Consider the following 19,893-nt stretch of genomic DNA (forward strand, 5'->3'; position numbering starts at 1 on the left):
GCAACGCCCGTCAGCGGTACTCGGTCGACCTCCCAGCCGCTGACCCCGCTGGCGGACCTCTCCCGACACTCGCATGCCGTCATGAACATGATCGGTCGGTTGCCGGACAGCCCCGACAGGCGTCCGACGAACCCCACGTTCAACTCGGCGGTTTGAGCCCGAAGGTTCACGCGGACAGGTGTATCCGACGGCACCACCGTCGGATGCCCCCCATGTCACAGGCGTCACACCCGTCAACTTCTGTAACGTTTCGACAAGTTGGCCTCGGGTAGGGTAGTAGTTTTGCGATGATGCAGTGTGACGAGCCCCTCCCTCCAGCAGCTGGTCCTCAAGGTGCACAGCAGATGTGACCTGGCCTGCGACCACTGCTACGTGTACGAGCATGCCGACCAGGGCTGGAAAGCTCGCCCGGTCGTCATCTCCGAAGAGGCGCTCACCCGGACCGCCCAGCAGTTCGCCTCCTACGCCGAGGCACACAAGCTTCCTTCCGTGGCGGTCATCCTGCACGGGGGCGAGCCACTCCTCTGCGGCCCCGCCCGACTCAGAAGAATCTGCGCGGAACTCACACGGGCCCTCGCCCCGGTCACCACACTGGACCTCCAGATTCACACCAACGGAATCCAGCTGAGCCCACGACATCTGGACGTCTTCGCGGAATTCGGCGTCAAGGTGGGTATTTCGCTCGACGGCGACCGCGTCGCCAACGACCGGCACAGACTCGACCGCAGAGGCCGCAGCAGCTACGACCGGGTGCTGCGCGGAATCGACCTGCTGCGCACTCCCGCGTACCGCCACCTCTTCGGCGGTTTGCTCTGTACCGTCGATGTCGCGAACGATCCCGTCACGGTGCACGAAACACTTACGGCTCTCGATCCTCCCCGTATCGATTATTTGCTCCCGCACTCGACCTGGGAGAACCCGCCGCCGAACCCCACCGGATCACCGACCCCGTACGCCGACTGGCTGCTCGCCGTATTCGACCTCTGGGAGGAACAGGGGCGCCGGATTCCCGTACGGACGTTCGAGTCGGTGCTCAGTACACTGCGCGGCGGTCCCAGTCTGACCGAGGCGATGGGACTCGCCCCGTCCGACCTCGCGGTGGTCGAGACGGACGGCAGTTTCGAGCAGGCGGACTCGCTCAAGACGGCGTTCGACGGGGCGGCGGCCACGGGGTACGACGTCTTCCGGCACGGCTTCGAGGAGTTCGCCCGGCACGAGGGAGTGCTGGCCCGCCAGCGCGGGCTGGCCGGGGTCAGCGAGGAGTGCCGTCGCTGTCCGGTGGTCGACTCCTGCGGCGGCGGCCTGTACGCCCATCGCTACAGTGTCGAACGCGACTTCGACAACCCTTCCGTGTTCTGCGCCGATCTGCGCGCCCTGGTGGACGGCATCGCCGAGCGGGTGACGAACCGGGCACTCACCCCGTCGGTTTTCCGGCCGGACGAACTCAGCCTCTCCCAGCTGCAGTTGGACCGGGCGTTGCTACGGGTCGTGCACGACGACCCGACGCCGGAACCCGGCTGGGACGACGCCTGGCGGACTCTGCTGGAGCTGGACGCCGGGGCCGACACGGTCCGGCACCTCAATGGGGTTCTCGCCCACCCCTACGTCCGCACGTGGCTGCTTCGCTCCCGGCACGAAGGCGTGGATCTCCCCCGCTTCATGGCTCTGGCCTTCTCGGCGGCCGTGCGGGCCGGCGCCGATGTGATGCTCGGCTGGGACCAGTCCGAAAGCGCCCTCCATCTCCCCGCGCTGGGCACGTTCACGCTGGCGGAGCCCGGTCGGGTGGAGGTCAAGACGACGCCGGGCGGCTTCTGGGTGTTCGGCGCGTCGGGCCCCGTACAGGTGCAGCTCGCCGACGCCGCTGCCGCCGCCCAGTGGCGCCCGCTGGACACCGTGCGGCTGCCCGGCCGGCCGGCCCTGCTGGTCGACGACGCGGACTCCTACCGCGACTGCTTCCCCGCTCCCCTCGCGCCCGGGCCGACCCCGGCATCCTTCGCCGAGCGCCTCGGGCAGGCGTACGAACTGCTCGACGCCCGGCTGCCACGGTGGTCCGAGGACCGCAACGCGTTGCTCGTCACCACCGTCACTCCGCTCGCACCGGGCAGCGGACTGCGGCTCGGCACGCACGGGCCGGGGGCGCTGGGTGCGGCGGTCGACTTCACGCCGGAGGAGTTCGCGCGTGAACTCCCGCGTCTGGGGCGGCGGGCCAGGCTCACCTCCCTCCGGGAGACAAGTGACCTGAACGTCCTGGGCAACCGGGCGGGCCGCCTCCTCGACGAGGCCTTCGAGCAACTCGGCAGCTCCCGTCGCGAGGACGCCGTACGCGCCCTCGTCGAGCTGACCGCACTCCCCGCGCACGAACTCACGGAAACGGGCGCGGTGTTGGCCGCCCAGCTGTGGACGGAATGGGCAGAGCACCCGGGCCCACCGTTCCGAAAGACCCCCCGTGCCTGACCGGCTCCCCGCCCCGGGCCGCCACACCGCAAGCGCCCCGGATCAGCCACCTCGGCCGACTCCTGCGCCGCCCACCTCCGCGGACACGTCCAGCCTGGCTTCACACACCTCGACCGCCCCGGACCTCCCACCTCAACCGCGCCCGCCTCAGTCGCGGTTCACCCTCAGGGCCAGCAGCGGCCCCGTCGCCCAGGACAGCACGCGTCCCGGCGCTGATGCCTCCGCGCCCGCCGGCGCACCCCACTCCGCTGTCCAACTACGGGACGTTCTGGCGGAGTTGGGCATCCGGGCCGGCGCTCCCCTCATCGTTCACGCCTCCCTGCGCGGCACCGGTGTCGCTCCCTCTCTCGTGCGGGACTGTCTGCTCGCCCGGTCGGGGGCCGGAGGCACGCTTGTCGTGCCCGCGTTCACGCCGGAGAACTCCGACACCTCGCGGGCGTACCGGGCCTCCACCGAGGGGATGACCGAGCGGGAGAAGGCCGCCTTCCGGGCTTCGATGCCGCCCTTCGCTCCTGACAGCACACCGTGTCCCTCCACGGGGGCGCTGGCCGAATGTGTGCGGACCACTCCCGGTGCCGTGCGCAGCACACATCCGCAGACCTCGTTCGCCGGACTCGGGCCCAGGGCGGCGGAGTTGCTCGGCCGGCACGACCCGCACTGCCATCTCGGTGAGCGCTCGCCACTGGCCCCGCTGTACGCGGCGGATGCCCAGATCCTGCTGCTGCGCGTCGGGTTCGAGGTGTGCAGCGCGTTCCATCTGGCCGAGTACCGGACGGCACCGCCCGCGCCTCGGCGTACGTACCGGTGCGTGGTGGGCGAGCGGGGGAACTGGATCTCGTACGAGGATCTCGTCCTGGACGACAGCGACTTCGGCGCGATCGGGGAGCGGCTCCCGCGTGAACTGGTGAGGGAGCGGGAATGGGCCGGAAAAACGGTCACGCTTTGCGACATGCGTGCCGTTGTGGACCACGCAGTCGATCAGATGGCCAGTTATCGCCCCGGATTGACGTAAAACAAGCAACCCCGGCGAGCCGACCGTCGGGCACATTGTTGGTTCCGGTCAGGTGACCCCGGCGCTGGGGCGCACCGACGGGCAGGGGGGCGTGTGGACAACACCGAACGGGGTCAGGACCGGGTGCCGGACACCCAGCCCTACTTCTTCCTTTCCTACGCCCACACACCACCATGGGGCACGGGCGGCGGAGACCCCGATCACTGGGTGCACGTCCTGTACCGGGACCTGTGCAACCACATCATGGCGCTCACCGATCTGCCCGCCGGTTCACAGGCCGGTTTCATGGACCGGGAGATGCACTCCGGCGAGGGCTGGCCGGAGAAGCTCAGCGAGAACCTGGCCAAGTGCCGGGTGTTCGTACCGCTGTTCTCGCCCCGGTACTTCACCAGCGAGATGTGCGGCCGCGAGTGGTTCGCCTTCCACGAGCGGGTCCTGCACGCCAGGGCCACCGGCGCGGGCTCCGCGTCCGTCATCGTCCCCGCCCTGTGGACCCGGGTGGACTACGACCAACTCCCGGACTCCGTACGGCACATCCACCTCGACCACGCGACGTACGGCGACCGCTACGCCACCAACGGGATCTACGGCCTGATCAAACTCAACCGGCTGCACGACGAGTACGAGGAGACCGTGCTGGGCCTGGCGCAGCGGATCGTGCGGGTCGCCCACGAGTCGCCGCTGCCGCCGAGCAGGCCCCGCAACTACGAGAGCACGCCCAGCGCGTTCAAGCCGCGCGGCACGGGCCCCCGCCACATCCACCTCACCGTGGCCGCGCCGACCCGTGACAGCGTCCCCGAGTACCGCGACATCCGGCCGTACGGCGAGGACGCGCAGGACTGGAACCCGTACCACGGCGAGTCCACCCGTCCCCTGCCGTCGCTCGCCGAGGAACTCATCCGCTCCCTCGACTACCGGATCACGGTGTCCTCCTTCGACGACGAGGACACCGGAGAGCCCCCGACGGTGTCCGGCGGCAACTCCACGGACGACGACGGCGATCAGGGCGAGAAGGACGACAAGGCGGTGGGCAGGCCGGGCATCCTGCTGGTCGACCGCTGGGTGCTGACCGACGAGGAACGGCGGCGGCGGCTCAAGCTCTTCGACTCGCACGCCCGGCCGTGGGTGAGTGCGATCGTCCCGTGGAACCGCCTCGACCTGCAGTGTCACAGTTCGGAGGGGCGCCAGCTCACCGAGGAACTGGAACGCACCCTCCCGTTGCTCCTCGACCGGGGCCGGCGCACCGACTGCCGGATCGCCGTCACCGGGGTGCCCACGCTCAAGGCCTTCACCGACGTGCTCCCCGCCGTCGTGGCCCATACGACCCGGCAGTTCCTCAGGCACGCGGACGCTCATCCGCCGCCGGGGCCGCCCATCCGCAGGCCCCGCCTGATGGGCCCCATCCAGCCGCAGTACCCGGAAGCGGGATCCCACGACGGAGGAGAAGCATGAACGCCGTGCAGAACGGACGTATCATCACCTTCTACTCGTACAAGGGCGGTACCGGGCGCACGATGGCCCTCGCCAACACGGCGTGGATCCTCGCCGCCAACGGCAAGCGGGTACTGGCGGTCGACTGGGACCTGGAGGCGCCGGGCCTGCACCGTTTCTTCCACCCGTTCCTGGAGCCCAACGCGCTGGTGGCCACCACCGGAGTCATCAACATCATTCATGACTTCGCGTGGGCCGCGACCACCGGTCCGCAGCGCTCCGGCGACTGGCAGGACGACTACGCGAACGTCGAGCAGCACGCCATCTCCCTCACCCCGGAACGGTTCGGGCTGAGCTTCAAGGACGGCGGTTCGCTCGACTTCCTGTCCGCGGGCCGCCAGGACCGCGCCTACTCGGCGACCGTGTCCTCCCTGGAGTGGGACAACTTCTACGACCGGCTGGGCGGCGGCGCGTTCCTCAAGGCGCTGCGCACCAACATGAAGAAGTCGTACGACTACGTCCTCATCGACAGCCGTACCGGCCTGTCCGACAACGCGGACATCTGCACCATGCAGATGCCCGACGTCCTGGTCGACTGCTTCACCCTCAGCGACCAGTCCCTGGACGGCGGCGCCGCGGTGGCCCGCAGTGTCGAGGACGGCTCCCTCCCGCATCCGATCCGGGTGCTGCCCGTGCCGATGCGAATCGACGAGGGTGAGAAGGACAAGGTCGACGCCGGCCGGGCGCTGGCCCGGCTGCGCTTCCAGGGGCTGCCCAAGGGGCTCAAGGGCGAGAAACTGGGCCCGGACGAGCAGACGGCGTACTGGGGCAGCGTCGAGATCCCCTACCGCCCCTACTACGCCTACGAGGAGACCCTCGCCACCTTCGGCGACGCGAAGGGCGATCCCAAGTCGCTGCTGTCCGCGTTCGAGCGGCTCACCCAGGTCATCACCGACGGCGACGTCACCTCGCTGCCGCCGATCCCCGAGCCGGTGCGGCTGCGCTGCCGCGACGCGTACCTCAGGCGGCGCCCGCTGACCAGCGCGGCCAATGTGGTCGTGGCGTACTCGGCGGAGAACCGGATGTGGGCCGACTGGGTCGAGTCGCTGCTCAAGCGGGTCGGCTGCAACGTCGTGACGCACGACATCTCCGGCGGTCCCGTCGAGCGGGTGGACCCGGCCACCCGCACCGTCGTCCTGGTGTCGACCGCGTTCCAGAAGTCCCGGTACGCCGACGCCGTCTGGCGCACCCTCACCGACAGCGGCATGGACTCCCCGCCCGGTACGACGGTTCCGCTCCGGGTCGACGAGGTGCGGCTGCCCGAGACCTACCTCGACCACAACCCCGTGGACCTGCACCGGTTCGACGAGACGCAGTGCGCCGCCGCGGTGCTGCGCGCCCTGGGACTGCCCGGGCAGGCGCCGGAGGCCGGACCGCACGCGGCCCGCTTCCCCGGCAACACGCCGGCGTATCTGAGCGCCCCGCAGCGCAACAACACGTTCACCGGGCGGGACGTCATCCTGGAGCGGATCCGCGACCAGCTCGGCGGCGGTGTCTCCGCCGGCCCCTCCCAGCCCCAGGTCCTGTTCGGGCTCGGCGGTGTGGGCAAGACCCAGGTCGCACTGGAGTACGTACACCGCTTCATGGGTGACTACGACCTGGTGTGGTGGACGTCCGCCGAGCACGAGGACGACGTCGTCGCCTCGCTCGCCGAACTCGGCACCCGCATCGGCGCACCCGGCCGCGACGACATCACCATGGCCAGCAAGGAAGCCCGCCAGATGCTGTCCCGGGGCACACCGACCAACCGCTGGCTGCTGGTCTTCGACAACGCCGACGACCCGGCCGCGCTGACGCCGTACTTCCCGACCGGCGGCAGCGGCCACATCCTCATCACCTCCCGCAACCAGGCCTGGGCGCAGCAGGGTTCGGCCCAGCTCGTCGACGTCTTCCTCCGGGAGGAGAGCGTCGAACACCTCACCCGGCGGGCCAGGGGGCTGACCCCCGAGGCGGCCGACCAGGTGGCGCTGGCGGTGGGCGACCTGCCACTGGCCGTCGAGCAGGCGGCGGCCTGGCTGGCCGAGACGGCCACGCCCGTCGAGACGTATCTGCGGCAGCTCGCCGAGCAGACCACCGACGTCCTGGACCTCAACCAGCCGGCCGACTACCCGAAGACGGTCGCCGCCACCTGGAACGTGTCCATCTCCCGGCTGAAGGAACGTTCGCCCGCCTCGGTACGGCTGCTGCAGCTGTGCGCGTTCCTCGCCCCGGAGCCGATCTCCTCCGACCTGCTCTACAGCAAGGAGATGATCGACGCCCTCAAGCCGTACGACCCGGCGCTTCAGGAGCCGCTGCTGCTCGGCCGGGTCGTCCAGGAGATCGGCCGGTTCGCGCTCGCCAAGGTCGACCAGGTCAGCAACAGCATCCAGGTCCACCGGCTGGTCCAGGCCGTGATCCGCGCGCAGTTGACCCAGGAGGAACAGCGCCACGCCCGGCACGTCGTCCACACCGTGCTCGCGGGCGCCCGTCCCGACGGCGACGAGCCGATCGACGACCCCGAGAGCTGGCCCCGGTTCGGCGTCATCTGGCCGCACCTCACCGCCTCCGACGCCCGCAACTGCACCGAGTCCGAGACGCGCCGGCTGCTCATCGACCGGGTCCGCTACTACTGGAAGCGCGGTGACTTCCCCAACGCGCAGAAACGCGCCGAGGACCTGCTGGACCACTGGAAACCGCTGCGCGGCGAGGACGACGTGCAGTATCTGTATCTGCGCTGTCAGCTCGCCAACGTGCTCCGCTCGCAGGGGCGTTACATCGAGGCCCGGGACATCGACACCGAACTGCTGGACCGCCAGCGCCGGGTCCTGGGCGCCACGCACCCGCACACGTACGTCACCACGTCCAGCCTCGCCAGCGACCTGGCCGCCCTCGGTGACTACCGGTCCGCGGTGGACCTCGCCCGTGAGGCGCACGACGGGTTCAGCGAGATCTTCCACGAGTCCCACCCCAGGACTCTCAACGCGGCCAACAACCTCGCCCTCGCCCTGCGCATGGTGGGCCGCTACGGCGAGGCCCGCGACCTGGACCAGGAGACGCTCGACCGGCGCCAGCGGGTACTGGGGCCGGAGCATCCCTACACGCTGGCCTCGGCCGAGGGGCTGGGCCGCGACCTGCGCGAGGTCGGCCGGTACGCGGAGTCGGTGGCGGTGCTGTCACAGGCGTACGACACGCACAAGCGGATCCTCGGCAAGGAGTTCCCGGGCACCCTGCGGTGCGCCAAGTCCCTTGCCGTGTCGCTGCGTCGGGCCGGGCAGTTCGAGGACGCCAGGCGGCTGACGTCGGCGACGCAGGACCAGTACCGGAGCCAGTACAAGGAGCCGACGCCGGACTCGCTGGCCTGCGACCTGAACATGGCGGCCGACCTGTTCGCGGCCGACGACCGGGAGCGGGCCCGCGAGGTCGCCCGGGAGGCGCTGGCCAGGTACATGGAGGTACCGGGCGAGGCACACCCCTACACCCAGGCCGCGTTCAACAACCTCGGTATCTACCACTGGGGTTGCGGTGACACGGAGAAGGCGGACACGGTGTTCCGGCAGGTGCTGCGGCGTATGGGCGAGGTGCTGGGCCCGCAGCACCCGCACTCCCTGTTCTGCGGGGTCAACTACGCCAACGTACTGGCCGGCCAGGGCCGTCTCGACGAGGCCCGGGAGCTGGAGGAGAACGCTGTGGTCACCCTGCGCCAGGTACTGGGCCCGCATCACCCGGAGACCCTGGCCGTGGTCGCCAACTCCGCGCTGACACTGAGCGAGTTGGGCCACGAGGCGGAGGCGGAGCGGCGGCACGGCGAGGCGCTGACGGAGCTGCGGATGCTGCTCGGCGACGAGAACGGGATCACCCGGTTCGCCCACAGCAGGCGGCGGGTGTACCGGGACCTGGAGCCGCTGGCGGTGTGAGGCGGGGTGTGGGGCGCGGTGAGGTACGGGGCGTCGGCGTCGGCCGGCCGCCCCAGTCGGCCAGGGCTGGGGCTGGGGTCTGTCGTCAGATTCCGGTCGTCCGGCCGGAGGGCCGGGCCTGGCGCCCGCCGCGGCGACGGCTGATGTCCGAATGGGCGCGTGCTCTCGGCGTGCCGGGCGCGGGCCCTCGTACCGGTATGCGGCGAGTGGGCGTGCGTGGCGTCGCCGGGCAGGCGGTAATTCGACGGCAGGCCTCAGGGCTGAGCCGTGTCCGCGAGCAGCCAGTTGAGGGCGGTCGGCAGTGCGCGCAGGGAGGCGAAGTGGGCCGCCGCCGGTTCCAGGACGGCTGTGACGCGCGGGATACGGGCCGCCAGCCAGGAGGAGTGCGAGGCGGGCGAGAAGACGTCCAGCCCGCCGTGCCACAACAGCACCGGCACATCGATCTGCGCCGGGTCGAATCCCCACGGGCCGGTCAGCGCGAGGGCGTCGTCGATCCAGCCGTACGGTGAAGTGCGCAGCGCCTCAAGGTAGTTGCGCAGAAGCATCGAGCGGATGGAGTTGTCGGAGACGATCATCCGGTCGTCGTCGGTGAGTTCCGTGCGCAGTTCCTCGAGGAGCTTCGCCGGATCGCTGCGGATGGCCGCCGACCGCGGGATCAGCCGGGCCGCGAACCGCTCCGGATCGGTGAAAGCCGTCCTGAACTCGTTGACGTTGGAGGGCGCCATGCCGGCGAACCAGTCGAGCCCCTCCGCGTTCCTCGGCGCGAGCCCGACCAGCGCGGCGGCCCGGGTCACCCGGTCCGGCAGCAGGGCGGCGCAGGCGAGGGCGTGCGGGGCGCCGCCGGATCGCCCGGCCACCGCGAACCGGTCGATCCCGAGGGCGTCGGCGACCACGGAGACGTCGTTCACCACGTCGACGATCCGGCGCCCCGCCTTGCGGTCCGAACCGCCGTATCCGGGACGGTCGTAGCTGATGAGGCAGGCGCCGCGCTGATACAGGAACATCGCACGGGGCCTGGGGCCGACCCGGCTGCCGGGTGTGCCGTGCAGGAGGAACACGGGGTGTCCGTTCGGGTCTCCCGAGATCTCGACCCGTAGGCGCCGCCCGTCCGCGGTCCGCACATGGTCCGCCACCACCGCCGCGTCCCCCTCCCCCTGGCCGACTCACTCGACCGGGACCACGCTGCCCGATCCCTGCCCGGATGCACAGAGGGCGAAACGGGTATGTCCGGCACGTGACGTTCGAGCGCGGGGCGCCCAGACCGGCCGGCCCACCCCTCCCCCGGCTGTTTCCGGAGCCACCGGGAGGCCGGGTCGCTCCCCCGGCCGCCCCCTGACCTCCCCCTTACCCCCACCTGGCACACTGTCCGCACCCGGAGAAGGAGCAACCGCATGTCGATGGTCGGCAGCCTGCGCAAAGTGGCCCGCCTGGCTCGGCGTGGGCGGCGGCGGGTGGATCTCAGTCACCCCGCCCGGTCACCGCTCGGCTCGACCGTCGTCAACTGCGTGATCTACCGCGAGGGTGTACGCCAGCCCACCGCGCCCACCGTCGAGGAGTCCGTCGCCCGCGTCCGCAAGCACAACCGCGGCTTCGTCTGGCTCGGTCTGCACGAGCCCTCCGCGACGGAGTTCGCCCGCGTCGCCGAACTGTTCGGGCTGCACCCGCTCGCCGTCGAGGACGCGGTCCAGGCCCACCAGCGCCCCAAGGTGGAGCGGTACGGCGATGTCCTGTTCGCCGTGTTCAAGACGGTCTGCTACGTCGAGCACGAGGAGCTCACCGCGACCAGCGAGGTCGTCACCACCGGCGAGATCATGGTCTTCACCGGCCCCGACTTCGTCGTCACCGTCCGGCACGGCAGGCACGGCTCCCTCGGGCCCCTGCGCGAGGAGCTGGAGTCCGACCCGGAGCAGCTCGGCAGGGGCCCGGCCGCGGTGCTGCACGCCATCGCCGACCATGTCGTCGACGACTACCTGAACGTCACGGACTCCTTCCAGGACGACCTCGACCAGGTCGAGTCGGACGTGTTCTCCCCGCAGAGCCCGCGCACCGCCGACGCCGGCCGTATCTACCAGCTCAAGCGTGAACTCCTCGAACTGAAGCGGGCGGTGGTCCCTGTCGGCCGCCCCCTCCAGCAGCTGGCCAGTGAGCCGATGCCGTCCGTCGAGCCGGCGATACAGGCCTACTTCCGGGACGTGTCCGACCATCTGATCCGCGCCACCGAGCAGATCCACGCCTTCGACGCCCTGCTCGACTCGATCCTCCAGGCCCACCTCGCGCAGGTCACCGTCGGCCAGAACGAGGACATGCGGAAGATCACCGCGTGGGCCGCGATCGTCGCCGTACCGACCATGGTCTGCGGGATCTACGGCATGAACTTCCAGCACATGCCCGAACTGCACTGGCGCTACGGCTACCCGCTCGTCCTCGGCGTCATCGCCGCCGCCTGCTTCTTCGTCCACCGCGGTTTCAAACGCAACGGCTGGCTGTGAACACGGCCCACCGCTCGCCCGTACCTTCTGTCGAGTCGTACGTCCGCCGTACCACCCGACCTGGAGCAGCGCAGTGTCCCAGCAGCACCCCCGGCGACCGTCCTCCCGAAGGGCCGTCGCGCTCGCCGCGCTTCTGACGGCCGTCGCCCTCCCCCTGACCACCGCCTGCACGGCGGGCTCCGATTCGGACAGCGACTCCGGGAAGAAGGCGTCGCCGTCCGCGTCGGAGTCCATGCCGCCCGCCCCCGTGGCGGCCGTGGTCGCGCCGGCCAAGGTCGAGGTGATCGCCAAGCTGACCGGCTGCGAGGTGACGATCCGCACCGACGCGAAGGAACTGCGCGAGGGCGTCTGCCACACCGCCGACGGCGACTACCTGATCACGACGTTCCCCGAGGAGAAGTACAAGCTCATCTGGCTCGACAGCGCGGCCATCTACGGCGGCAAGTACCTGGTCGGCAACAAGTGGGTCATCAGCGCGCCCCCGAAACTCCAGGAGTCCCTGCGCCAGAAGGTCGGCGGCACCTTCGAGGACCTCAACGACCACGACGCCCAGAACTAGCTGCAGCTAGGACTTCTTCCCTGCTGCCGCCGACTGCGGCTCGTAGTCGGTGATGACGTACGCCTCCTCGTCGTCGGCCGCGTTCTCCTCCGGGTCCAGGGTGATCCGGACGGGGTGGCCGTCGGGCGCGTACTCTGCCTCCGCAGTGTCCGCGCCCTCGTCGTGGGCCCGGGCCAGCTGGTCCAGGAGCCCGCCGATGGTGGGCACCTCTTCGGGCGCGCGCCGCACCGCGCCCCGCCCGCTCTCGTCGAGCCCGACCACCTTGGCGACCTTCCCGTCCCGCACCGTCACCCGGAACGTGCCGACGAGGCTGCGCTCCCCCTCGCTCGACGTCAGCGTGTAGGCGTACGAGGCGGGCTCCTTCCAGGACTCCGCGAACGACGAGAACGAGGAGGAGGGGGCGGGCGAGACCGCCGACGAGCTCCGCCCCGGCTCCGAGGCCCCGGCATCCTTCTCACAGCCGACGACCGTGCACAGCAGTCCCCCGACCAGCACGACGGACGACAGCAATCGGACCGAAGCCATGGTGATCCCCCTGAACAAACGAACGAGTCCCGACTACCGCTACGACGCGTATTCACCGGGAAACGTTCATCGGAGCACCGAAAGCTCTCTCAGGCCGCGCGCTCCTGCCCTGCCGCTGCCGGGTCCGCCGTCACCCCGGCGATCCGCGCGAGGAAGGCGTCCACGAGGTCGTACGCCCGCTGCCGTGACTCCTCGTGCCGGGCGCGGGTCTCGGCGAGCAACTGTTCCGGGTCCTCACCGTGCGCCCTGGCCTCGGCCCGGCCGCCGGCGTCCAGCCACTGGAGCAGGGTCTCCTCGTCGAGCTCGGGATGGAACTGCACCCCGAGCGCCCGTCCGGCCCGGAAAGCCTGCGGACCGACCGCGCTACGGGCCAGCTCCACAGCGCCGGGCGGGACCGTGAACCGGTCGAAGTGCCACTGGAACCAGGGACCCGCCGGAATCAGTCCGGGCACGTCCGATTCGACGGCCGTCCAGCCGATCTCCTGCCGGGGCGCCGCCTCGACGCTCCCCCCGAGGGCGGTGGCGAGCGCCTGCGCCCCGAAGCAGATGCCGAGCACGGGCAGTTCGGCGGCGTACGCGGTGCGCAGCAGCTCCAGTTCGCCGTCGATCCAGGGCGCGACCGAGGCCCTGTCGTAGACCGACCAGGGCGCGCCGAGCAGCACGACCAGGTCGTATCCGGCCGGGTCGGGGAAGTCGCACTCCACACCGGGGCTGTCGTACCGCTCGGCCGGTACGACGAGCAACTCGTCTATCTCATAGCCGAGTTGGGCTATCCGGTCGCCGACGGGACCGGACAGCGAGAGATGGTCGTGACGTATGACGAGGGCGCGCACGGGGTTCTCCACTTCTGACAGAGCGGGGGCGGGGGCGGGGCGAGGTCACGGCCGGGGGCCGCGGGTCAGCGCTTGGGGCGCCGTCCGCTGCGGCGCGGGGCGGGTTCGGCGCCGTCCAGCAGTTCCAGCCGGCGGTCCTCGCCGTGGGTCTCGACCTGGACGACGATTCTGCGGAGCGCGTCCGCGGTGGCCCGGCACTCCTCGGCGCTCAGCGGCGCGGCGACGAACGCCTCCTCGTCGTTGAAGTCCGGGAAGAGCGTCCGCATCAGCGTCTCCCCCTGGTCCGTGAGCCCGAGCAGCACCCGCCGCCCGTCGGACGGGTGCTCGATACGCCGGACCAGCCCACGTGACTCCAGGGTCCGGGCCACGCCGGTGAGCGTCCCCTTGGAGATCCCGGCCTCCTCCGCCACGAGCCGTGTCTCGGTCTCCCCGGAGATCCAGACGACCCAGAGCACGACGAACCCGGTCCAGGTCAGATCCGCTCCCCGCAGCACGGAGTTCTCGACATGCTGGCGCACGGCGGAGGCGGCCCGGTGGATGTTCGCGACGACGGCCATCTGGTCGTGCCGGATCGGGATGTCCCCGAGCTTGGCCTTGACCAGTTGTTCGGTCTCGACGATCGGTCGCTGCGTCACCGGCACATCCCCTCCCACGACACCATGTCGTTCGGCACCAAATTGTACGAACCCGGCCGCCTCACACGGCGGACGCTCCCCTCGCGACCCGCCTCATCACCTCGCGGCAGAACGCTCCGACCCCGTCCGGATCATCGGTGAACTGGGAGGGTTTCACGCAGAACGTCGTGAACCCCAGCTCCATCTGCTCGGGAATCGAGGCGAGCGCCGCCCCGAGGTCGGCGCAGGACCGGTCGTCCGGGAACTCCACCCGCACCCCGCCGATCATCTCCAGGTCGGACAGATCCCGCCCCGCCTCCTTCATCGCCTCCCCGAGGATCCCCATCTCCTCGGCCGTGGGCCGCCCCAGCGGATTGAAGGCGTGCCCGTGCCGCACCAGCCGCCGCACCATCGCCGCGTGCATCCCGGCTCCGCCGAAGCACAGGCGGGGCCCGTCCGCCCGGTACGCCTTGGGCTCGAAGTACACGTTCTCGAACGGGTAGTTCCCGCCCTCGTGGGACACCGGCGACGGCCCCCACAACTTCGCCCAGATCTCCAGGTGTTCGTCGAGCAGCCGTCCCCGCCGGGTGAAGGGCACCCCGAGCGCGTCGTACTCGTCCCGGCTCCAGCTGACGTTGGGCAGCACCATCAGCCGGCCCTCGGAGAGCAGGTCGAGCGTGCCCAACTCCCTTGCCAGCAGCAGGGGATGACGCAAGGGGGCGATCACCGCCGACGCGGCCAGCCGGACCCGCTCGGTGACCGAGGCGATCGCGCCGAGCAGGATCAGGGAGTTGGGCCAGGGCATGTACGGGTCCTGGTTGCCCGGCAGCGCCCAGTCGCGCGGGTTGCCCATGACACCGTTCGCGCCGGCGTCGGGGCCGAGCACGATGTGCTCGCTGAGCATCACCGAGTCGAATCCGGCGTCCTCGGCCTCCCGGGCCCAGCGCAGGAGCAGCGGCAGGTCGACGCGCCCGCCGGTCATGGTCCAGTTCTCACTGAGGACCAGTTGCATACGAGGAGTCGCGGTCATGTCGTACGCACCTTTCGTTTGAGGTCAAACAATAAATCGGTCGGACCTCTACGGCAAGGGGTCAACGGTGTTCGGCGGCGGGCGGAGACTCAGCCGGTGGCGGTCGGAGTCCGGGCGGCCAGGTCGCGGGAGGCCGGGTCCGGGGCCGGGTGCGAGCTCGGGTTCAGGTTCGGGCCGGGTTCGGGCAGCCGCAGGACGTCCGGACGACCAGGTGGGACGGGAAACGGCGGGTGCGGTCCGTCTCGCCGGGTGACGCCGTGTCCAGGTCCGGATCGAGCGCCATGTCCACCGCCTTGCGGGCCATCCCCTCGCGGTCGGAGGCGACCGTCGTCAGGGGCGGGTCGGTCATCGCCGCCTCCTTGACGTCGTCGAAGCCCACCACGGCCAGTTCGCCGGGTACGTCGACGCCCAGCTCGCGTGCCGCCCGCAGCAGGCCGATGGCCTGGTCGTCCGTCGAGCAGAACACGGCGGTCGGCCGGCCGGGGGCGGCGAGCAGGCGCAGTGCGGCCTCGTAGGTGTCGTACCGGTTGTAGGGGGCTCGGTGGAGGAGGCCCTCGGTGGGGCGGCCGGCGTCCGCCATCGCCTTGCGCCAGCCCTCGACATGGTCGGCGACGGGATCGCCGGCCATGGGAGCCGACTCGGGGCCGCCCAGGCAGGCCACGGCGGTGTGACCGTGCTGGAGGAGATGCCGGGTGGCCATCCTGGCACCCTCGACATCGTCCGTGACCACGGCGAACTTGCGTACGGACGCGGACCGTTCGTGCATCAGCACGACCCGGGTGTCCATGGCGTCGAGCTCCGCGGCGATCCGGTCACCGAGCCCCAGACTCACCAGGATCAGCGCCGACACCCGCATCCCCAGAAAGGCGTGCAGGTAATGGATTTCGCGCTCCTCCTGGTAATCGGAGTTACCGACGAGCACCATTTTCCCCCGGTCGGCGGCGGCGCGTTCCAACGCATGGGTGATTTCCCCGAAAAATGGCTGGCGGGCGTCCGGAACGATCAGCCCCAGCAGGTCCGTACGGCGACTGGCCATGGCCTGGGCCACCCGGTCGGGGCGGTAGCCGAGTTCCCTCACGGCTTCGAGAACGCGTCGGCGTTTCTCCGCCGAGACGGGCCGGGGGCCATTGTTGACGACGTAACTGACGACCGCGCTGGAAGTGCCCGCGCGCCTGGCGACGTCGTCGCGTGTCACCTTTGTCACCGGGTGAGTCTACGGGCGTCAAATACCCTGCTGGAAAAGAACGTTGGCTTTCGGCCAGGGCACCGAAACGGGTTCGCGGGTGCCTCGTGCCGGGCATCGTGAGGACAGGACGGACGGGACGGGACAGGGTGGGACGGCAGCGGCGCCGGCCCGTCGGGTCGCGTACCGGCCAGGGGGCGTCGACGAGCCGGGCGGAAGAGCTGGTGTGCGGCCTTTTCCCTCGGCACCAGGGCCCCTAGCATTCACCTGCCCCACGGGCGGTCACACCCGTACCACCGGGGGCATGTCTCCGGTCCCGCCGTACAGCGCGCGGGGGCGGAGCGGAGGGGGGACAAGGCCATGGGGACATCCTTGCGCACCCGCTTACGAAGGCTGCCCGAGGTGGTCTCCGGGATCGTGCTCGGCGCGGCGGGCCTGCTGGTTGTCGGCGTGCTGGCCGGTCTGGTGGTGGACGTCTCGGCGCTGGTGCGTTCCGACGGTTATGTGCTCGGGGCGGCGCTGCTGCTCGCGGTCGGGCTGTACGGGAGCACGTACTCGATCGATCTCAGGGCGCTGCGGGCCGATCTGCCCGGTGTGGTGGCCGCGGTCACCCTGGGTGTGGTCCTGAAGGCCGGACTGATCGCCGGCACGATGGTGCTGGTGTTCCGGCGGCCGGAGTACCTGGTGCTCGGCATCGCCGTCGCCCAGATCGACCCGCTGTCGGTGGCCGCCCTGACCGGCAGGGGGCGGATGTCGCCGCGCGCCCGGTCGCTGCTGACGGCGTGGGCCTCGTTCGACGACCCGATGACGGTCCTGCTGACGCTGTATCTGGCGGGGTACGCCTATACGGCGGCGGGGCACGAGGGCACCCCCGAGATCAGCCGGGGCGCGGGCGGCGACTACGCGACCGGGCTCCTCTTCAACGCCGTACTCCTGGCCGCCGTGGTGCTGTTGTGGTGGGCCGGGCGGCGGGTGGCGTCACGGTTGCCGGACGTGGTGGCGGTCCGGCGCACGAAGGCGGGCGGCGCGGTGCTGCTCGTCGGGGCGATGCTGGTGCTCGCGGCGCTGGACCAGCTGATGCTCGGGGTGGCGCTGGCCGGTCTCGTGCTGCGTGCCACGGTGCTGGACAAGGCGGTCGGCCGGGCGGTGGGCGGCGCGTTCCTCGCCGCGTTCCTGACACTCGGGCTGCTGCTCGCGCACGGGGTGCGGCTGTGGCCGGGGTTCGTGCTCGGGGTGGCGGCGTTCGCCGCGCAGGCGGTGGTGGCGCTGGTCGTACTGCCGTTGTTCGTCAGGGGGTTGGAGCGCGGGGACCGGATCGCGCTCGGTCTCGGCCAGCAGAACGGCATCACTGCCGTACTGATCGCCCTGACCCTGGAACGGGACTTCCCGGGCACCGCCGCGACCGTCGGGCCGGCCGTCATCACCGTCAACCTGCTGTACGGCACCTCGCAGGCGCTCCTGGCTCATCCGCCCCGGCGACGGCGGGCACGCGGACGCCGGGAACTCTCCTCCGGCTCCGAGCGTCACTCCCCGTACGACCAGCGGACGGAGGACGAACAGTCGGTCGCGTGAACGGAGTTCGGGCGGCCGGAAATGTGGGACAGGCGGCGGCCGTGGGGAATGCAAGACGTACGAGACCCAGCAGGCGTGTGAGTGTGTGAGGTTCCGGCACCGGACGGGGGAGACGCTGATGAGGCAGGCGAGGAGATCAGGGGTGCGAGGGGTGCCCCGCGACGACACCCGGCCGCCGGTCCGGGGCGCCGGGAACCCCCGGAGCGCCCGGAGCCCTCGGGGTACCGCTCCCCCGGGCCGCCGGCCTCGCGGACGGCACGCGTCCCGCGCGGCGACCGGGGCGGTCCTCCTGCTGCTGGCCACCGGTACCGCGCCGGCCTTCGCCGCCTCCGGGGGCGCCGACTCCCCTGAGCGGGATGCCCAGTTGGTGTACTGCCTCGACCCCGTCCACCGCACCGACCTGCTCCCGGCGGCCGTCAGGCTGGGGCTGCTGAAGGCCGACGCGAAGGTGTCGCCGGAACGGTGGGCCAAGGACCACGACGACGACTTCGGGCGGGCCTGCGCCGCGCTGATGGCCGCCGAGTCGGACTCCCCGGCGTCGGCCGCGCAGGAGGACAAGGGCGGCGGCGAGGACGGCTGGCTCATCGCCCTGCTGAAACAGCTGCCCCTGCTCCTGGCGGGTGCGCTGCTCACCCTGGGCGGTCAGTCCTACGAACGCGGCCAGTCCGAACGGCGTTCGCTGCGGCAGGAGTTGGGGACGACGGAGAGCGCCTACCGGGCGGCCGTACGGGAGTACCTCGCCGAGTACGGCCAGGACGAGCGGGCGGACCACACGGCGGTGCGCGCCACGCGGGACGCACTGACCGTCGCCCTCTCCCGGGTGCCCGGCCCCTCGGCCCGGCGTGCCGAGGCGGAGCGGCTCACCGACGCGCTGCCGCTGGCCGAGCCGTTGCCGCGGACAGCAGGCCGGTACCTGCTCGACGCGCCGACCCGCACGCGTCGGGCGAACAGCGAGCAGGAGTCCGTGGACCGCTGCCTGCGCTCCCTGCCCGGCCTCGACCGCACTTCCCTGCACTGGAGTTGGCGCGCCGTCCGGCACCGGCCGGTACGCCCCGGGGCAGCGGGGACGGGGAGCGCGGAGTGACCACGGCACAGGACGAGTACGACGAGAACCCGTTCGGCGTGTTCCTTCCCGACATCAGGGACCTGCTGCCCGCTGGGCACGCCCGGCCGATGGACGACCATCCGCTGGTGCCCTGGAAGGACGGGAGCCACGCCCACCAGTGGGTCGACGTCGACCACGCCCGGGAGCAGTTCGACCTGTTCGAGCAGTGTCTCCGGGCTCAGTTGACCGGGCTGCTGCTGCCGGACGTACGCGGGCATCTGGTCGTGGTGACCGGGCCGGTGGGCATGGGCAAGACCACCCTCATCCACCGGTGCGTGCACCGGGCGCACGAGTACTTCCAGGAGCTCGCACGGAGGTTCAGGGAGCAGGAGCGGTCCCACCTCGCGCCGCGTCCCATCGTGGCGATGGCCGGGGGGTACGTGAACGGCGGTGAGGACGTCAGCTGGGACGGCAGCGGCCACTTCGTCAGCACCCAGAAGATCAACGCGGCCATTCGCAACAAGCTCGTCGAGACCCTGGAGAAGGAGTTCCCCGGGGTTCCGCTCGACCCGTCGGTCACCGGCGACGACATCCGCGCGGCGTTCCGCGGCATCAGCAGACTGCTCACCCGGCAGAACGGTCTGCTGTTCGCCATCATCCCGCACATCGACTGGCGGGACGCCGGGGGCGAGGTGCGGACGGACTTCCTCAAAACCTGGCTGAGTCACGCACAGAGCCGGATCGTACTGTTCGTCGAGATGAGTCATCAGGATCCGGACACGGCGGGCGAGGTGATCGCGGGGCTGCCCACGGGCAAGGCGGTCACCCATCTCTCGCTCGGTTCGCTCGCCACGGAGGACACCGTGAAGTTCACCGAGGCCGTTCGCGGCGGCCATCCCGACGGCGGGAACGCGCCGCCTCCGCCGCCCGCGATCCCGGGGCGGGGCGGGGACGCGAACCTGTGGCGCTTCGCCGACGTCCGGTACCTGCGCCAGCAGTGTTTCCGGATCGCCGAGGAGCAGAGACTCACGGACGGCCGGGTACGGGTGACCGCCGACCATCTCACCCCGCCCGACCTCGGCCTCGCGGACATGGGCCGCCCGCCCCGCAGATCCGACTGACCGAGGGGCTCCCGACGCACCCGTTCCGGCCGTACACAGGAACCGAACAGACGTACCCGCCGCACCCGCTCG

General features: G+C 70.9%; 15 protein-coding genes. 9 read left to right on the forward strand and 6 right to left on the reverse strand.

Translation table 11 applies throughout. From position 1 onward, the window contains the following. Positions 1-297 precede the first annotated feature (297 nt). From fxsBH to fxsT, 4 genes are all read left to right on the forward strand, one after another. Positions 298-2,454, forward strand: coding sequence for a radical SAM/SPASM protein FxsBH, inactivated beta-hydroxylase extension form (gene fxsBH, locus STRTUCAR8_RS13210; RefSeq protein ID WP_006376271.1), 2,157 nt, complete (start codon positions 298-300; stop codon positions 2,452-2,454). 277 nt (positions 2,455-2,731) lie between these two features. Continuing rightward, positions 2,732-3,466: an AAC(3) family N-acetyltransferase gene (locus tag STRTUCAR8_RS13215; protein WP_241784684.1), complete on the forward strand. Its 735-nt coding sequence runs from the start codon at positions 2,732-2,734 to the stop codon at positions 3,464-3,466. Positions 3,467-3,559: 93 nt separating this feature from the next. After that, positions 3,560-4,918: a TIR-like protein FxsC gene (locus STRTUCAR8_RS13220; protein ID WP_006376210.1), complete on the forward strand. Its 1,359-nt coding sequence runs from the start codon at positions 3,560-3,562 to the stop codon at positions 4,916-4,918. Then, entirely contained in the window at positions 4,915-8,850 is a 3,936-nt protein-coding gene (gene fxsT, locus STRTUCAR8_RS13225) for an FxSxx-COOH system tetratricopeptide repeat protein (protein ID WP_044472120.1), read from the forward strand. The genes STRTUCAR8_RS13220 and fxsT overlap by 4 nt, the downstream gene beginning before the upstream one ends. A gap of 254 nt (positions 8,851-9,104) precedes the next feature. On the opposite strand, the gene STRTUCAR8_RS13230 is transcribed toward fxsT, so the two are convergent. After that, positions 9,105-9,983, reverse strand: a complete 879-nt coding sequence (locus STRTUCAR8_RS13230; protein ID WP_006376257.1) for an alpha/beta fold hydrolase — start codon at positions 9,981-9,983, stop codon at positions 9,105-9,107. Between the two features lie 258 nt (positions 9,984-10,241). Between STRTUCAR8_RS13230 and STRTUCAR8_RS13235 the strand changes: the two genes are divergently transcribed. Then, complete coding sequence (locus tag STRTUCAR8_RS13235; protein WP_006376300.1) at positions 10,242-11,339, forward strand: magnesium and cobalt transport protein CorA; 1,098 nt, start codon at positions 10,242-10,244, stop codon at positions 11,337-11,339. Between the two features lie 73 nt (positions 11,340-11,412). Beyond that, positions 11,413-11,898 (forward strand): hypothetical protein, encoded by a 486-nt coding sequence (locus tag STRTUCAR8_RS13240; RefSeq protein WP_006376249.1) that lies wholly within the window; start codon positions 11,413-11,415, stop codon positions 11,896-11,898. 6 nt (positions 11,899-11,904) lie between these two features. Here STRTUCAR8_RS13240 and STRTUCAR8_RS13245 read toward each other — a convergent pair whose 3' ends face one another. The 5 genes from STRTUCAR8_RS13245 to STRTUCAR8_RS13265 all read right to left on the reverse strand — a co-directional run bounded on the left by STRTUCAR8_RS13245 (position 11,905) and on the right by STRTUCAR8_RS13265 (position 16,104). After that, entirely contained in the window at positions 11,905-12,423 is a 519-nt protein-coding gene (locus tag STRTUCAR8_RS13245) for a DUF6174 domain-containing protein (protein ID WP_044472121.1), read from the reverse strand. Positions 12,424-12,512: 89 nt separating this feature from the next. After that, a complete protein-coding gene (locus tag STRTUCAR8_RS13250; protein WP_006376207.1) occupies positions 12,513-13,256 on the reverse strand; it encodes a type 1 glutamine amidotransferase in 744 nt (247 codons plus the stop codon). Between the two features lie 65 nt (positions 13,257-13,321). Further along, entirely contained in the window at positions 13,322-13,891 is a 570-nt protein-coding gene (locus tag STRTUCAR8_RS13255) for a MarR family winged helix-turn-helix transcriptional regulator (protein ID WP_006376307.1), read from the reverse strand. Positions 13,892-13,952: 61 nt separating this feature from the next. Beyond that, positions 13,953-14,900, reverse strand: coding sequence for an LLM class flavin-dependent oxidoreductase (locus STRTUCAR8_RS13260; protein WP_006376297.1), 948 nt, complete (start codon positions 14,898-14,900; stop codon positions 13,953-13,955). A 163-nt stretch (positions 14,901-15,063) separates the two neighbouring features. Beyond that, entirely contained in the window at positions 15,064-16,104 is a 1,041-nt protein-coding gene (locus STRTUCAR8_RS13265; protein WP_044472123.1) for a LacI family DNA-binding transcriptional regulator, read from the reverse strand. A 339-nt stretch (positions 16,105-16,443) separates the two neighbouring features. On the opposite strand from STRTUCAR8_RS13265, the gene STRTUCAR8_RS13270 reads away from it, so the two are divergent. The 3 genes from STRTUCAR8_RS13270 to STRTUCAR8_RS13280 all read left to right on the forward strand — a co-directional run bounded on the left by STRTUCAR8_RS13270 (position 16,444) and on the right by STRTUCAR8_RS13280 (position 19,821). Further along, complete coding sequence (locus STRTUCAR8_RS13270; RefSeq protein ID WP_234372452.1) at positions 16,444-17,655, forward strand: cation:proton antiporter; 1,212 nt, start codon at positions 16,444-16,446, stop codon at positions 17,653-17,655. A gap of 142 nt (positions 17,656-17,797) precedes the next feature. Continuing rightward, positions 17,798-18,739, forward strand: a complete 942-nt coding sequence (locus STRTUCAR8_RS13275) for a hypothetical protein (protein WP_006376250.1) — start codon at positions 17,798-17,800, stop codon at positions 18,737-18,739. Next, a complete protein-coding gene (locus STRTUCAR8_RS13280; protein WP_006376277.1) occupies positions 18,736-19,821 on the forward strand; it encodes an ATP-binding protein in 1,086 nt (361 codons plus the stop codon). Before STRTUCAR8_RS13275 ends, STRTUCAR8_RS13280 begins: the two co-directional genes overlap by 4 nt. Positions 19,822-19,893 lie beyond the last annotated feature (72 nt).

It is taken from the genome of Streptomyces turgidiscabies Car8 (genome assembly GCF_000331005.1).
GTDB lineage: Bacteria > Actinomycetota > Actinomycetes > Streptomycetales > Streptomycetaceae > Streptomyces > Streptomyces turgidiscabies.

What these genes read in the sequence shown, in the direction of transcription:
- STRTUCAR8_RS13245 (WP_044472121.1), bottom strand. Translation starts at nt 12,423, where the DNA reads ATGGCTTCGGTCCGATTGCTGTCGTCCGTCGTGCTGGTCGGGGGACTG.
- STRTUCAR8_RS13270 (WP_234372452.1), top strand. Translation starts at nt 16,444, where the DNA reads ATGGGGACATCCTTGCGCACCCGCTTACGAAGGCTGCCCGAGGTGGTC.
- fxsT (WP_044472120.1), top strand. Translation starts at nt 4,915, where the DNA reads ATGAACGCCGTGCAGAACGGACGTATCATCACCTTCTACTCGTACAAG.
- STRTUCAR8_RS13235 (WP_006376300.1), top strand. Translation starts at nt 10,242, where the DNA reads ATGTCGATGGTCGGCAGCCTGCGCAAAGTGGCCCGCCTGGCTCGGCGT.
- STRTUCAR8_RS13260 (WP_006376297.1), bottom strand. Translation starts at nt 14,900, where the DNA reads ATGACCGCGACTCCTCGTATGCAACTGGTCCTCAGTGAGAACTGGACC.